At 58.0% G+C, this 14,972-nt stretch carries 12 protein-coding genes; 11 read left to right on the top strand and 1 reads right to left on the bottom strand.

The genetic code is table 11. The features are described from left to right. Nucleotides 1-215: 215 nt before the first annotated feature. From ACP86_RS21755 to ACP86_RS23575, 9 genes are read left to right on the top strand one after another with little or no spacing between them, the layout of a single operon-like run. Nucleotides 216-764 carry a hypothetical protein gene (locus ACP86_RS21755; protein WP_227507784.1) on the top strand — a complete coding sequence of 183 codons (549 nt, stop codon included), beginning with the start codon at nt 216-218 and terminating at the stop codon, nt 762-764. Nucleotides 765-770: 6 nt separating this feature from the next. Then, entirely contained in the window at nt 771-2,177 is a 1,407-nt protein-coding gene (locus ACP86_RS21750; RefSeq protein WP_053115393.1) for a hypothetical protein, read from the top strand. Beyond that, nucleotides 2,174-4,981, top strand: coding sequence for a tetratricopeptide repeat protein (locus ACP86_RS21745; RefSeq protein ID WP_053115392.1), 2,808 nt, complete (start codon nt 2,174-2,176; stop codon nt 4,979-4,981). Before ACP86_RS21750 ends, ACP86_RS21745 begins: the two co-directional genes overlap by 4 nt. Next, complete coding sequence (locus ACP86_RS21740; RefSeq protein WP_053115391.1) at nt 4,971-5,453, top strand: tetratricopeptide repeat protein; 483 nt, start codon at nt 4,971-4,973, stop codon at nt 5,451-5,453. The genes ACP86_RS21745 and ACP86_RS21740 overlap by 11 nt, the downstream gene beginning before the upstream one ends. Further along, nucleotides 5,454-5,801, top strand: coding sequence for a hypothetical protein (locus tag ACP86_RS21735; RefSeq protein ID WP_053115390.1), 348 nt, complete (start codon nt 5,454-5,456; stop codon nt 5,799-5,801). A gap of 16 nt (nt 5,802-5,817) precedes the next feature. Then, entirely contained in the window at nt 5,818-6,444 is a 627-nt protein-coding gene (locus ACP86_RS21730; protein WP_053115389.1) for a MotA/TolQ/ExbB proton channel family protein, read from the top strand. Further along, nucleotides 6,441-6,971 (top strand): ExbD/TolR family protein, encoded by a 531-nt coding sequence (locus ACP86_RS21725; RefSeq protein WP_053115388.1) that lies wholly within the window; start codon nt 6,441-6,443, stop codon nt 6,969-6,971. The genes ACP86_RS21730 and ACP86_RS21725 overlap by 4 nt, the downstream gene beginning before the upstream one ends. Next, on the top strand, nt 6,968-7,456 hold the full coding sequence (locus ACP86_RS21720) for an ExbD/TolR family protein (RefSeq protein ID WP_008171825.1): 489 nt from the start codon (nt 6,968-6,970) through the stop codon (nt 7,454-7,456). Before ACP86_RS21725 ends, ACP86_RS21720 begins: the two co-directional genes overlap by 4 nt. After that, entirely contained in the window at nt 7,449-8,459 is a 1,011-nt protein-coding gene (locus ACP86_RS23575) for an AgmX/PglI C-terminal domain-containing protein (protein WP_053115387.1), read from the top strand. Before ACP86_RS21720 ends, ACP86_RS23575 begins: the two co-directional genes overlap by 8 nt. Before the next feature lie 45 nt (nt 8,460-8,504). Here ACP86_RS23575 and ACP86_RS21710 read toward each other — a convergent pair whose 3' ends face one another. Further along, the gene (locus ACP86_RS21710) at nt 8,505-8,990 is read right to left on the bottom strand and encodes a MaoC/PaaZ C-terminal domain-containing protein (protein ID WP_053115386.1); all 486 of its coding nucleotides are present in this window, start codon (nt 8,988-8,990) and stop codon (nt 8,505-8,507) included. Between the two features lie 188 nt (nt 8,991-9,178). On the opposite strand from ACP86_RS21710, the gene ACP86_RS21705 reads away from it, so the two are divergent. Together ACP86_RS21705 and hrpA are read left to right on the top strand one after the other, a co-directional pair. Beyond that, nucleotides 9,179-10,855 carry a long-chain fatty acid--CoA ligase gene (locus ACP86_RS21705; RefSeq protein ID WP_053115385.1) on the top strand — a complete coding sequence of 559 codons (1,677 nt, stop codon included), beginning with the start codon at nt 9,179-9,181 and terminating at the stop codon, nt 10,853-10,855. Nucleotides 10,856-10,978: 123 nt separating this feature from the next. Beyond that, nucleotides 10,979-14,914 carry an ATP-dependent RNA helicase HrpA gene (hrpA, locus tag ACP86_RS21700; RefSeq protein ID WP_176443091.1) on the top strand — a complete coding sequence of 1,312 codons (3,936 nt, stop codon included), beginning with the start codon at nt 10,979-10,981 and terminating at the stop codon, nt 14,912-14,914. Nucleotides 14,915-14,972: the final 58 nt, after the last annotated feature.

The following is a 14,972-nucleotide window of genomic DNA, read 5'->3' as shown; positions in this document are numbered from 1 at the left end:
TAAAATTCAGCTTATCCGCTTAGGCTATATTTTGCTCCGATAACTCTCCTCACCCTGTCAAATAAGTCGACACTCTTCTCAATTTTTAACTGCCGGACTCGCGTTTTTCATTTGGTGATCTGGATACCGTTATTGGCGGTTACCAAGTGTTACGCTTTCTGCCGATCTGTTACAGAAGTTTGCATGAGTTACAGAGGCTGCAGGGCAGGAGGCTTATGTTCGGCACACAAAAATCACAAAGGCGACGGATAGCACGCCAAAGGTTAGTCCGCTTCGGTGCGGTGGTTCTGTCATTGCTGGCTGTCTCGGCTGTAGCCGCCAACGGACTTGACGAGGAACTCGAACGCTTGAGTGCCGAGGTCGCCAGTCATTCGGAGCGCGTCTTCGCCCTTGAGCAGAAGGTCCTGCATCCAGCCAATACCAGACTGGCAGTTTTTCTGACACTTCAAAGCCGGGATGCGCTCGATCTTGATTCCGTCGAGCTCTTCGTGAATGGCCAACCTGTCGCTTCCCACCTGTATTCCGATCGAGAGCGGACATCGCTTGAACGCGGCGGAATCCAGCAGTTGTTCACCGGGAACCTGGAAAACGGCGAGCATGAGTTGAAAACGGTGATTACCGCTCGCTCTGCCGATGATGATTTCGTGCGGCGGGAATCCACCCATAAGTTCAGAAAACGCCCCGGCGTACTCCGTTTGCAGATGAGTCTGGAAGCCCGGGCGCCCGATTACGAACCTCGGGTTTCTTTCGTGGAGTGGGAGTAGGGCGCCATGATGCTCCGGGTCCTCCTGTTTGTGTTACCTCTGACTGTTTCCAACTTTTCCGGGGCGGCCACGCCGGTAATGCCGGATGATGTCCTTTCTGGTCTCAAGCAATTCCGGCAGGCGGGAGAAGTCGGCGTCGATCTTGGGGACAGACGACAGCAAGCGCTCTATGAAGATGCTGAGAAGGCACGAGCCGAAGGCCGCACCGATGAGGCCGGGCGCATCCTGGCCGGTATGAAAGAGGGCTACTGGGCGGCTCTGGGATACCTCAATCTTGCCAGTGATTACGCGAAATCCGATCTTAACCCGGCCAGAGCGCTGGTTGCTCTGCGGGTTGCGTTAGCCATGTCCGATGGTGACGCCGATTCCGAGCGTAGCCAGCATCTGGAGAATAATCTGTTGGTACGTGCGGGCTACCTTGCCTACCAGCACGGCGAATTCGATAAAGCGATCGGCTTTCTGGAGAAGGTCGATCTCGACAGTTTCAACACGCCGCGGGCCCTTTACCTGCACGGCTTGGCGCTGACAGAAAAAGGCAATCACCGGGCCGCTATGCAGAGCTGGCATCGAGCCAGGAAATATCCTTTGGCCTACCCGGGAGTTGCCGACGCATGGATAGGGATGGGGCGCGGCTACGATCTCTCCGGCTATCTCGGGCAGGCTGGAGAAGCCTACCTTGCGGCCAACGCTGCGTTCGAGAGTGAACGGGTCACGCTTCGTAAACTTGCCGGCAAGATTCGCGAACAGGGCGCCTACAAAACCCTGGTGGAAGATGCCAGGGAAACCGGGATTGACTGGTTTCTTGCCGACAGCCGCACCTTGACTCAACCGCGAATGGCCTATCTTCTTGGCTTCATGGAGGACCCTGGCGTCCAGAGGGCCGCAGGGCGGGTGGCAGCCCTTCGTTCGATGGCGGTAAAACTTGAACGCCACGGTCACGATTTGGAGGTGTTTCAGGGCGCTCTGAAAGAACAGCTGGTCGGCATCCATCAGCAGGAATCCAGGCAAAGCACCGCTGATCTTAATGCGCGGGGGGCGGAGCTCGGTGCACGGCTGCTGCGCCTCGCGGATAGCGCCGGTCCCGGCCAGCAAGCCCGTATCGAGGCTCTTCGGAAAACCCTGTCGGATGCCCAGACCCGATTGAGCCAGGTCCAGAGCAAGGCATCGGGGCAACCGGAAATCCTGGAACGGTTACGTCGCTCAGCCGAAGCACTGACAGAGCGCAACGAAGCGCTGTTGCTGGCGGTTCGTCAGTTGCTTGAAGCATCTGAAACGGCGTTGGACGATTTGGCTCTCGACTATGTCGAAGCGAGGGACCAGCAGATGGCCTTCGCACTGGACAAAACCGAACAGCAGATTGCTCACCTGTATGAATACCTCGCCCTTCAGAACCTGGAGGAGACCCAGCCATGATCCGGCCGTTTCAGAGCTTCTGCCTTTCCTTACTTATGGTTGCGCCGGTTGTGGCCCAGGAATCTTTCCGTGTGGAACTGGGCCGGGACGGCGAGACCATCGGGGATATGCGCCCGGTGTTCCTGACCTTTGAAAGCCGGCCCATGCCGGCAATCTCGCCTTCGGAAGTTGCCCGCCGTTACCATCGCCTGTTCCGCACATCCGACGAACCAGAGGTCCGGATTGATGCCCTAAACCGCCTGAGCAATATCCGGGACCGTTCAGGTGAAGACATAGGGTTTTCTCCGGCCGAAGAGGAAAGGGTCTACAGCGAAGCGATCAGCAGCTACGAGTCCATTCTGGCGCGCGGCTCCTATGGTGGGCGGCTGGATGAACTGCTTTACCAGATGGCCAAGGCCCATGCCCTGACGGGACAGCAGGATGCGTCGATCCAGAGGCTGAAACAGCTGGTGGGGCTCTACCCTGATTCGCCTCTGGTACCGGAGGCCCGGTTCCGGTTAGCGGAATCCGCCTTTGGTGCTGGCCAGTACGCTGAGGCAGAAAGCGGCTACCGGCAATTGATTGAATCCGGCGACAGCGAAGAGTTCAGCACCAAGGCCCGATACATGCTTGGCTGGAGCCAGTTCAAACAGGGCCCGTCTGCATGGAACAGGGCCGCAGGCACGTTTGTCGAGGTTCTGGACGAGTTTCTGCCGCAGGAACAGAGCCTTGCGTCGGTCAGTGAATCCAGTGTTGATACCATCGACGATACCTTCCGGGTGCTGGCATTGATGGCGGCCCGAAAGGGTGGGCCGGACACCCTCATTGCGTGGTTGGATAAGGCCCAGCCGCGCCCCTGGGAACACCTGTTGTTCGACCGTCTCGCGGATTATTACGCCATCCAGGGCGAGACCAGGGCCAGTGTTGCCGCTAACCGGGCCTTCATCGAGTATTCCCCGAATCACCATTCCGTTCCCGCCTTTCGGTTGCAGGTGGTGGATGTCTGGCAAGGGGCGGGTGACGCGGAGCGGGTTCGTACGGCCCGGGCCCGATTCGTCCACAGCTATAGCCTGGATTCCGCCTTTGCCGGGCTGAATGGGAGCCAGCAGGACAAGTGGCGGAGCTTCAGCAGACGGCTGGCGGACTATCACTATGATTTGGGCGCCCGCTCGGCGGAACAGGGGCAGGTTGCAACCTCTGAGTCTGCCTTTGCACGGGCCGCCACTTACTATGAAGGACTGGCACCCCGGGTTGGCCAGAGCGGCGAGGTCTTGCGGCTTGCCGGGGATGCAGGGCTGCAGGCAGGCCACTTTCCGAAGGCACTGGCGAACTTTCGCAAGGCTGCCTATGAGGCGCCCGGTTACAGTGAGGCAGCAGATGCTGCCTGGGCCGCCGTCACTCTGTTGCGAGACGGCGTCGACCAGCAGTACGGGGCTACCGCATTCAAACCCGGTCTGGAGGACCTTTCAGGCGAAGCCAATCGTTTTAACGAGCGATTCGCGGGTGATAACCGGGGTTCCGGCCTGATGGCGGATCTGGCTGCCCGTTGGCTTGCAGCCGGCGATCATGAGCGGGGATTGCACTATGCTTCGCAGGTTCTGACTGCCCCCGGGGCATTGCCGACAGAGCAATACGCTGCATGGCAGGTAACGGCCCGGATCCGCCAGAAAGAGGGCGATTATGGACTGGCGGAACGCGCGTGGAATCAGGCGCTGGATCTTGCCGGGAGCGATCAGCTCAAGGATGTAAACGGCGACCAGCTGGCGGCCATTCGAAGGCAACTGGCGACGGCAGTTTATCGCCAGGGGGAAGTGGCAGCATCCCAGGGCAGGCTCGGAGAGGCTGTGGGTCATTTCCGGCGGGTTGATTCAGTGTTACCCGGCTCCGAAATCGCCATCCGGGCCCGTTACGACGCCGCCAATACCTTGCTCAAGGCATCGGACTGGACAGCCGCTGTTGTCGACCTGCAAGAGTTCCGCACCGACCACCCGCAACATGATCTGACTGCGGGTATCAGTGAAAAGCTGGTACACGCCTGGATTCAGTCCGATAAACCCACCCAGGCAGCATCCGAATTGCTGCAGGCCGCTGAAAATCATGCCAATCCCTGGCAATTGCGGCTGCGGGCTTCGGAATTGCTGAACGAAGCTGGCAATGTAGCGGAACGGAATGCCCTGTACAGGGACTATCTTGCGACCGACCCGAAGCCTGGCGACGGATCTGAACATGAGCGGCTCCAAATCTTCCGTTATCGCCTGGTAGAAACCGGTGACGATCCGGATTACTGGCGAGAAGCACTGGTCCAGTCAGAACTGGACAGTGCCTGGCACAGTGCCGACACCCTTGAATGGGCATCCCGGTCTTCTCTGGTGCTTGGCGCCCGTGCGGCTGCCGCGTTTACCAGCATCAGCCTGAGCCAGCCTCTGGAACAATCTCTGGGGCGCAAGCAGAAGGCACTGGAAACCGCTCGACAGCGATTCCTGAATGCCGAAGCCCTCGGCGGGGAGCGCGTTCTGTCTGAGTCGTTGTTCCGCCGGGCAGAGCTCTACCGGGGACTGGCGAAAGACCTGATGACGTCAGCAGTACCTTCGGACCTGAATGAGCTTGAGGCCATGCAGTACCAGATGCTGCTTGAAGAAGAGGCGTATCCCTTCGAAGAGAAAGCCATTCAGCTGCACACGGAAAACCACCGCCGGATCACATCGGAGGGCTATGACGCCTGGATAGGTCGAAGCCTTGGCGTGCTTGCGGAACTGCATCCGGGCCGTTACGAGCGGAGTGTCAAGTGGCTCAGCTGGAACATGGAGTCTAACGATGGCGTGTAATTCGTTGCGGAAAACACTACTGCTACTGAGTTTTCTGCTGGTGTTTCTCGCCGGTTGTGCCGGCCAGGAAGTGCGGCAGCCAGAGGAGCCGGCCAGAACCGATCCAGAGCTGGCGGCAAGCTTTGAAAAGGAAGGGCGCAAGGCCTTCGAAGAAGGTAGGAAAGGTGCGGCGGTGGACGCCTGGCAGAAAGCCGTGGAGTTGGACCCCACCAATGCCGTGACCGTGAACAATCTGGCGCTGGTCCTGAAGGATCAGTACCGGTTCGCCGAAGCCGTTAAATTGCTGGAAACAGGCATTTCCCATTCGCCGGATGTGGCGGAGCTGCATTTCAATCTGGCGGTGATTGCCGAACTCTATCTGCTGGATCTGAAAACAGCCCTCACGCACTACAACCGGTACCGGGAACTGACGAAAGCAGACGACCAGGAGGTGGCCGGGTGGATTGCGGACCTGGAAAGGAGGCTGGAATAAATGATTGGTAGCCGGAAAACCTCTAGAAACCTCTTTACTGCGCTGCTGCTGGCAGGCCTTCAGGTGCTTTTCCTCAACCAGGCGAAGGCGGACCAGGATGACACTGTCCGGCTCAGTGTTGAGGGCCTGTCTGCAAGTCTTGGCGAAGACGAGCCCCGGGTACTTTACATATTGCCCTGGCAGGCGCCGAGCCTGCCAAGACGGCCAAGGGCAGACCTGAATGACGAGGCGCCGGAACTGGTCCGTCCGGCTGATCCGGTCGCCCTGGAGCGGCACCGTCTGTTTCGCGAAAACCTCAACCCTCTGATCCTGAGTCCCCTCGGCGACTCAGCAGTGACTGCGCAGTAATAACGGGAGAACAAGCATGCTGGACACTATCGTACGTTTTTTCCAGGAAGGCGGGCCCTTCATGTACCCCATTGCCATCGTACTGGCGTTGGGGCTGGCCATCACTCTGGAGCGGTTCTTTTATCTCTCGGCGGTGCGGCGCCGTAACCGGGTTGCCTTTGAGCGAGGCATCCTGCCGCTGCTGAGAAAACGGGACTATCAGCGGGCCATGAAAGCTGCCACCAACTCCGACAGCGCTATTGCCTCGATCATGGGCGCAGGCATTGGCCGGTTGCTCAGCAACAGCCGGCGAGAGGACATCGAGTACGCCATGGAAGAAGGCCTGATGGAAGTGCTGCCGCGCCTCGAAAAACGCACCCAGTACCTGGCGACCCTGGCCAATATCGCCACGCTGCTCGGCCTTTTGGGAACCATTATTGGTCTTATTGCGGCGTTTACCGCCGTGGCGGCGGCAGATCCTTCCCAGAAGGCAACCCTGCTGTCGGAAAGTATTTCCGTGGCCATGAACACGACGGCCTTTGGCCTGATGTCGGCGATTCCGTTGCTCATGTTTCATGCGGTACTGCAGACCCGCACCAACGAGATTGTGGACAGTTTCGAAATGGCCGGGGTGAAGTTGCTGAACATTGTGTCTGAACCATGAGACGCCGTCACCGCAGGTTAAACGCTTCGCCGGAGCTGGATATCACCGCCTTTCTCAATCTCATGATTGTTCTGGTGCCCGTCCTGTTGCTTGGCATGGTGTTCAGCCAGGTCCGGATGATCGAGCTGAACTTTCCGGGTATGGACGCCGGGCAGGCGCCTGAGCCTGAGGAATTCCGGCTCGTGGTTACTCTGATTCCGGAAGGTATCGAGATCGCCGACAGCGACCGCGGTCTGATCCAGGCGCTGCCCGTGGGCCAGGAAGGGCAGGATTTCGAGAACCTTCGTCAGGTACTTCGGCAGATAAAAACCCGTGTGCCGGATAAAACCGACGTGGTGCTGGAAGTCGGACCGGACATCGATTACCAGACACTGGTTACTGCCATGGATACCGTCCGCTCTTATCCGGCGGTAGTTGCGGCCAGCGTGGTTGAGGGGGAGCTGTTTCCCGATGTTTCGCTGATGGATGCACCTGAAGACCGGAAGCTTGCCGCAAACGCCAGGGCCGAATCAGGGGAGGGCGCATGAGAACGTCCCGAAAGGCGAAAAGAATTCGTCGGCATTACGGCCGGATGCACAAGCCCGGGGGCCTGAACCTGGTGTCGCTGATGGACATCTTTACCATCCTGGTCTTTTTCCTGATGGTGAATTCCTCGGATGTGAAAGTGATGCAGAACACCGCAGACGTGCCTTTGCCAAAGTCCACGGCTCAACAGGAGGCAGTTGAGAGCCTGACAGTTCAGGTAACGGGCAATGCCATTCTGGTCCAGGGCAGCGAAGTGGCAAGACTGGATGGCATAGAGAACGCTGACACCTATATCGCCGGTCTGTCGGAAGAACTTTCCTGGCGCCGCAACCGCTGGGCTGAAATTCCCGAGGAGGGGCTTGAGGTAACCATAATGGCGGGCCGGGATACCGATTACCGATTGCTTCGCAAGGTCATGCAGACCTGTGTTGATGAACAATATCGACAGGTGCGCCTCGCAGTGGAAGGGGAGGTCCGTAATGGCTGATAACGGATATTCCCCTGCGACGGGTTCGGGGCTGCCATGGAGTCGTGATCTCGGCGAGAATCGAAGATTTGCGGGTATTGTATTGTTGATGTTGGCGCTGTTTTTGCCGCCTGCATTCCTGATCCCAATGCTGGATGTACCGGAGGTTGAGCGCAGCGAGGCCGAGAAGGTTCCTCCCCGGCTGGCGCGCCTGGTAGAGAAGCCGAAACCGATTGTGCCACCGGAGCCAGTCCAGCCCGAGCCAGAACCTGAGCCCGAGCCAGAACCGGAAGTGAAGGAAGCGAAGAAAGAAAAACCAAAGCAGCCGGAACCGAAAGTTGCCAGGGTTGAACCCGAGCCTGCGCCTGCCCCGAAACCAGAATCCGAACCCAAGGCCATATCGGAGCCGAAGCCCAAGCAGACCACCGAGCAAGCCAGGGAGAAGGCGTCCCGCTCCGGGCTGCTGGCCATGAGAGACAAGCTGGCTTCACTCAGGTCGCCCGAACCGCCCCCAGCCCGTGAGTTTGCCGTCAACACACAGCCGGAGGCGGCCGAAGCAACGAAATCGCCCAAGGATTCTCAGCAAGTCCTCAGTGGAAGCGGTGGTGTTGAGGACGCTCCGGCACCGGAAACCACTGTCGCTGTAGCTGAGCATGAGGTCAAAACGGTTGTTGCTCCCGAGGAAGAATCCCGAAAAGTGGCTGCCAGGCCGGCAAAGGCCGAGCCATCGGTTGGCGAGCGGGCAATGAGTAATATCCGGCAAGTATTCGATGCCCAGAAAACGGCACTCTATTCCATGTACCGGCGGGAGCTTCGGCAGGATCCGACCCTTGAGGGCAAGGTGTTGTTGGAGCTGGTAATCGAACCGGATGGCTCGGTGTCTGCCTGTGAGGTGGTCAGCTCAGAGCTCGGGCACCCCACGCTGGAACAGCGGATTGCCATGCGCGTGCGGCTGTTCAATTTCGGGGCTGACAATGTTGAGGCCCGGAAGGTCAGATTTCCGATTGATTTCCTGCCCGGCTGATAACGTAATGGGGCAGCCAGCGAGGGACTGCCCGATACGGGGAGCTTAGTTTTCGATGGTGATTTTCGGCAACCGGGGTTTGTGCAGACACACTTTCTGCGATGGCGCGATGACCTTCGCTTCCCCGATGACCACCTTCTGATCGTTCTGATTACGTACGTCGCACTCGACCACGACCCGGCCTTTCGGTTCCTTGCGGAGGATTTTCAACTGAACGGTGAGGGTGTCGTCCAGTTTCACCGGCCGCTTGAAAGACAGGCTCTGATCCAGGTAAATGGTGCCAGGGCCCGGCATGACCGTTGCCAACGCGGCCGAGATCAGGGAGCCGCTCCACATACCATGGGCAATCCGCTCCTTGAACATGGAGCCGGCTGCAAATTCGGAGTCCAGGTGTACCGGGTTTACATCACCGGAGACCGCTGCAAACAGCACCAGTTCGTCCTCGGTGAGGGTGCGCGTAAAGGTGGCGGTATCGCCCTCGTTCAGCTCGTCGTAGGTGATATTTTCCAGGGTATCAAGGGTGTCGCTCATCGCGTGCTCCGCACTGCTGTCATTTGAGTACAGGTGTTCGGGTAAGAGTCTCGAAAACTACCTCATCGGTTACAAAACTGCTATTCTCTCCCCACTTTTTTGAGGCTGATACCTTTGTAGGGTTGATTTTCTGATCAACCTGACATTGGTAAATCAATACAATCAAAAGCGCCAAACAGGAGATGGTGATGGATTTTGAGCAGTTCTATCAGGATAAATACCCCGCCGGCGTACCCCGCGAGGTGGACCTGAACAAGTACAAAAGCATGGTGGATGTGTTCGAACAGTCGGTCAAAAAATTTGCCGACCGTCCAGCTTTCAGTGCTGTTGGTGCAACTCTCACTTACCGTGACCTCGACACCCAGAGCCGCAACTTTGCAGCCTGGCTGCAAAACAAGACAGACCTGAAACCTGGCGACCGCATCGCGGTGCAGATGCCAAACGTCAGCCAGTACCCGGTCGTTGTGTTTGGCGCAATGCGAGCTGGCCTGATTGTAGTGAATACCAACCCGCTTTATACCACGCGGGAAATGGAACATCAGTTCAACGATTCCGGAGCCAAGGCGCTGGTGGTTCTGGCGAACATGGCCGAGAACGCCGAGAAGGTGTTGCCGCACACTGGCATCGAGCACGTGATTGTTACCGAAATCGCGGATATGCACTCGCCAATCAAGCGCACGCTGATGAATGCCGTGGTCAAGCATGTCAAAAAGATGGTGCCGCCGTTCAATCTGCCTCAGGCCCACAAGCTGCCTGCCGTTCTGAGTGCCGGCGCCCGTGAAAAATTCACCCCGGTAGAGTGCAAGCAGGATGACATTGCCGTGCTTCAGTACACCGGCGGGACGACCGGTGTGGCAAAAGGCGCGATGCTGACTCACGGCAACCTGGTAGCCAACCTGCTGCAGACCCGTCCTATGATGGAAGACATGGTGGTTGAAGGTCAGGAGGTTGTTATCGCGCCGCTGCCGCTCTACCACATTTATTCCTTTACCCTGAACTGCGGCATCATGCTCGAGGCCGGCGCGCACAACTTGCTGATTCCGAACCCGCGTGATATCCCGGGCTTTGTGAAAGAGCTGAAGAACCACAAGTTCACCGCGTTTCTGGGACTGAACACGCTCTTTGTCGCGCTTTGCAACAACGAAGACTTTCAGGATCTGGACTTCAGCAGCCTTAAGCTGACGTCCTCGGGCGGCATGGCGCTGACAAGCGACACCGCCAAGATGTGGGAGCGGGTCACTGGATGTGAGATCTGCGAGGGCTTCGGCATGACCGAAACGTCCCCGGTTGTGACCTTCAACCCACACAGCGCCATTCAGATCGGCACCATCGGCCTTCCGATTCCGTCCACAGTGGTTAAAACCCTGGATGAAGAAGGCAATGAAACGCCTCTTGGCGAGCCGGGCGAGCTGTGCGTGAAAGGCCCGCAGGTTATGCGCGGTTACTGGCAGCGCCCTGAAGATACCCAGAAGTCCTTCACCGATGATGGCTATCTGCGTACCGGGGACATTGCCCTGATTCAGGAAGACGGCTATATCCGTATTGTCGATCGAAAGAAAGACATGATTATTGTTTCGGGCTTCAACGTGTTCCCGAATGAGATCGAAGATGTGGTCAGCAGCCATCCGAAAGTGGTCGAGTGTGCCGCGGTTGGCGTTCCCGATGCCAAGAGCGGTGAGGCGGTCAAGGTTTATCTGGTGCCGACGGCTGAAGGCGTAACGGAAAACGAGCTCAAGGAGTTTTGTCGCGAGCGGCTAACCGCCTACAAGGTTCCCAAGAAATTCGAGTTCCGGGACGAGCTGCCCAAGACAAATGTGGGCAAGATCCTGCGCCGTGAACTGCGGGACGAGGCGAACAACAAGTAAGCCTCCCTGGCGGTGGATCAAGGAAAACCCCGCTTCGGCGGGGTTTTTCCGTTTTTAAGACACCGACTTTCCCGATAGACTGTCGCCCAATCGAATCCGAGTGAGCGCTATTCCGGCAATTCAATGACAGAAACCCGTTCCGATACTTCGAGCACACCGAAACCCAAGCCCGATGGCGAAGCCGCTGTTAGGGCGATGATGGAGCAGCTGGACGCCTGCAATCAGCAGGAAGCCGCCCGTATTGTGAAAACGGTGGCCCGTACCAAGGGCAAACCGGGCCAGAAAGACCTGGAGAAAATGGCCAACTGGCTGGAGCGTGGCCTGGAAAAGGTTCAGCAGCGCCACGCTTTGCACAAGCCGGCCAGCTTCCCCGAGGGCCTTCCGGTCTCCGAGCGTGTGGATGATATCCGTGAGGCCATCGAAAACCATCAGGTGGTAATCATTGCGGGTGAGACCGGTTCTGGCAAAACCACCCAGATACCCAAAATCTGCATGAACAGTGGCCGTGGTATTCGTGGCCTGATCGGTCATACCCAGCCTCGGCGGATCGCCGCCCGCAGTGTGGCTGCCCGTATTGCCGAGGAGATAGGTGAGCAGACCGGTCAGCAGATCGGGTATCAGGTTCGTTTTACCGATAACACCTCCGAGCAATCCCGTGTAAAGGTGATGACCGACGGCATCCTGCTGGCGGAGGTTCAGCACGACCGGTTTCTGGACCGGTACGATACGATCATCATCGATGAAGCCCACGAGCGCAGTCTCAACATCGATTTTCTGCTGGGCTACCTGCGCCAGCTTTTGCCCAAACGCCCGGATCTGAAGGTCATCATCACGTCGGCCACCATTGAGGTCGAGCGCTTCAGCGAGTTCTTCGACAAGGCGCCCGTGATCGAGGTGAGCGGCCGAACCTATCCGGTGGACGTGCGCTATCGGCCACTGACTGGAGATGAAGACGACCGGGATCAGGGTTGGACGGATGGCGTGCTGGGTGCCCTTGATGAAATCGAGCAGCACGAGCGCAGCCAGAAACAGCCGCCTGGAGATATTCTGGTTTTTCTGCCCGGCGAGCGCGAGATTCGCAACCTCAGCAAGGTTCTTCGCCACGTCGACCTGCGCCATACCGAAGTGCTTCCGCTGTATTCCCGATTGAGCAACGCCGAGCAGAATCGGGTTTTCCAGTCCCACAAGGGGCGACGGATCGTGTTATCCACCAACGTGGCGGAGACCTCTCTGACGGTGCCGGGTATTCGGTACGTGATCGATACCGGTGTTGCCCGGATCAGTCGTTACAGCGTGCGCTCGAAGATCCAGCGCCTGCCGGTGGAACCTATTTCCCAGGCGAGCGCCAACCAGAGGGCAGGGCGTTGCGGTCGTGTTGCCCCGGGCATCTGTTTCCGCCTGTACGATGAGACGGACTTCATCAACCGCCCCGAATACACCGATCCGGAAATCCTGCGAACCAACCTGGCGTCCGTCATTCTGCAGATGGCCACTTCAGGTTTGGGGGAGATTCGCCAGTTCCCATTTCTTGAGGCGCCGGATAAGCGCCAGGTAAACGACGGCTACAAGCTCCTTGAAGAGTTGGGCGCGGTGGATGACAAACGACGCGTCACCCGCCTTGGTCGAACCATGGCACGGCTGCCTCTGGACCCGCGCCTGGCCAGGATGCTGGTCACCGCCGCCGAGCTGGGGAGTCTTTCGGAAACGCTGGTGATCATTGCCGGGCTGAGTATTCAGGACCCCCGGGAACGCCCCCAGGACAAGCAGCAGGCTGCGGATCAGGCCCACGCGCCTTTCAATGACAAAGAATCCGATTTTCTGACGCTACTGAATGTCTGGAACTTCTACGAAGAACAGCGTCAGGAATTGTCCCAGAATCAGCTCAAAAAGGTCTGCCAGAAGAGTTTCCTGAGTTGGATGCGGATGCGGGAATGGCGGGATATCCATCGCCAACTCACCTTGATCTGCCGGGAACAAAAATTGATGGTCAACAAGGATGCCGCCAGTTATGAAGCGCTGCACAAGGCGATTCTGGCGGGTCTCCTGGGTCAGGTGGCGGTGAAAGTGGAGAAAAAGGAATACCTGGCAACACGAAACCGCAAAGTCCTGATCTTTCCCGGTTCGAAGGTCGCCAAGACTGGCCCGAAATGGATTGTGGCCACCGAGATCGTGGAGACCAGTCGGGTGTTCGCCCGGGTGGTGGCCTCCATTCAACCGGAGTGGATTGAGCCCCTGGCCGGACATATCGTCAAGCACCACTACTTTGAGCCCCACTGGGAGCAGAAGCGGGCCCAGGTGATGGGCTATGAAAAGGTGACCCTTTACGGCCTCGATATCGTGGCCAAGCGCCGCATTCCTTACGCCAAGGTGGATCCGGCGGAATGCCGAAATCTGTTTATCCGGCGAGCCCTGGTGGAGGGGGATTACCGATCAAAGGCGCCCTTTATCGCCCGTAACAGGGAAATGCTCGACACGGTTGAGAATCTGGAGAAGAAGACCCGGCGGCGTGACCTGCTCGTTGACGATGAAGTGCTGGTGGCCTTCTATGATGAACGCCTGCCGTCAGACATCATCAGTGGCCGGCATTTCGAGACCTGGTGGAAAGGGCTACCGGCGGAACAGTTGAAAGAACTGGAGCTCACCGAAACCGACATTCTTCAGCGACCGGTTGATGCCCAGGCCGCTGACCTGTACCCGGACTATCTGGAGTGGGAGGGTGTTCGATACCCACTGAGCTATGAGTTCGAACCCACCAGTGAAAAGGACGGCGTTACGCTTCAGGTGCCCTTGATGGCGCTCAAGCAGATACCGTCCCGTCGCCTGGAATGGCTGGTGCCGGGACTGTTGAGAGAGAAGTGCATTGCCCTGGTGAAATCCCTGCCCAAGGCATTGCGCCGGAATTTCGTTCCGGTGCCGGATTTCGTGGATGCCGCTCTCGAAAATCTTCAGCCTTCCAACCAACCGCTGACGCTTCAGCTTGGCGAGCAGTTGCAGCGCATGACCGGCGTGCAGATTGATCCTGATGCCTGGACCGATAGCGAATTGCCAAAACACTTGCGGATGAACCTTCGCGTTATGGGTGACGGCGGTCGCGCCATTGCAGAGAGCCGAGAAACGGCAGATCTTCAGCACCAGCTTGAGGGTCAGGCCGAGCAGGCACTGGCCTCGGCAACTCAGGGTGATGCGGCAACGGAACCGAGTGGCGAGTACACGGAATGGCAGTTCGGTGCATTGCCTGAACAGGTACAGACAGAAAAAGGCGGTATGCAGGTGACTGTGTATCCCGCCCTGGAGGACCTTGGCAAACAGGTGCGCCAGATACGTTGTCTGGATCGGCTGACCGCTGAAGATACGACTCGGAAGGCGATCGCCCGATTGATCATTAACCGGTTTGGCCGAACCCTTGATGATCTGGAGCGTAAGCTCCCCCGGTTTAAACAGTCTGCGCTCATGTTTGCTCCGGTGGGTCAGTCGAAAGTGTTGTTGGACGATCTGCTGTTGGCGACCGCCATGCAGCACTTTATTACGGACGAAATTCCGAGGACAGCAGAGGGCTTCGACAGGGTGTTTGATGCTCACCGAGGGGATTTCGTTCCTGCACTGGAGCAGGCAGACGAACGGCTGTATCAGGCCATGTCCGGTTACCAGAAAGTGGCGAAACAGTTAAAAGGTAAGATCAATCTGGCCATGGCCAACAGCATGGCGGATCTCAAGTTTCAGCTGCAGAACCTTGTGTATCCAGGATTCCTGGTTGAGACGCCGCCAGAGTGGCTGGCGGAGTTCGGGCGCTATTTTGAGGCGGCTCTGGTTCGGCTGGAGAAGATGCCCCGGGAAATGGGCCAGGAACGGGAATTTCTCCACACCATTGAGCCGCTCTGGTCCCGGTATGCTGTCAAGCGGGACGAACAGCAACGGCAGGGCGTTCGAGACCCCGAGCTGGTGCTGTACCGCTGGATGCTGGAAGAATTCCGGGTGTCGTTTTTTGCACAGCAACTGGGCACGGTGATGACTGTGTCCGTAAAACGATTGGACCGGCAGTGGGAGAAAACGAAGGTCTGAGGCAGTAACGGGCGCACCAATCCGGTGCCCATGACTGATACCCGACGGGCAAAACCCC

Origin of the sequence: Marinobacter sp. CP1 (assembly GCF_001266795.1) — a bacterium.
Classification (GTDB): Bacteria; Pseudomonadota; Gammaproteobacteria; order Pseudomonadales; family Oleiphilaceae; genus Marinobacter; species Marinobacter flavimaris.
The sequence above is the reverse complement of the archived record's forward strand: the minus strand, read 5'-3'. Positions and strand labels throughout refer to the sequence as shown.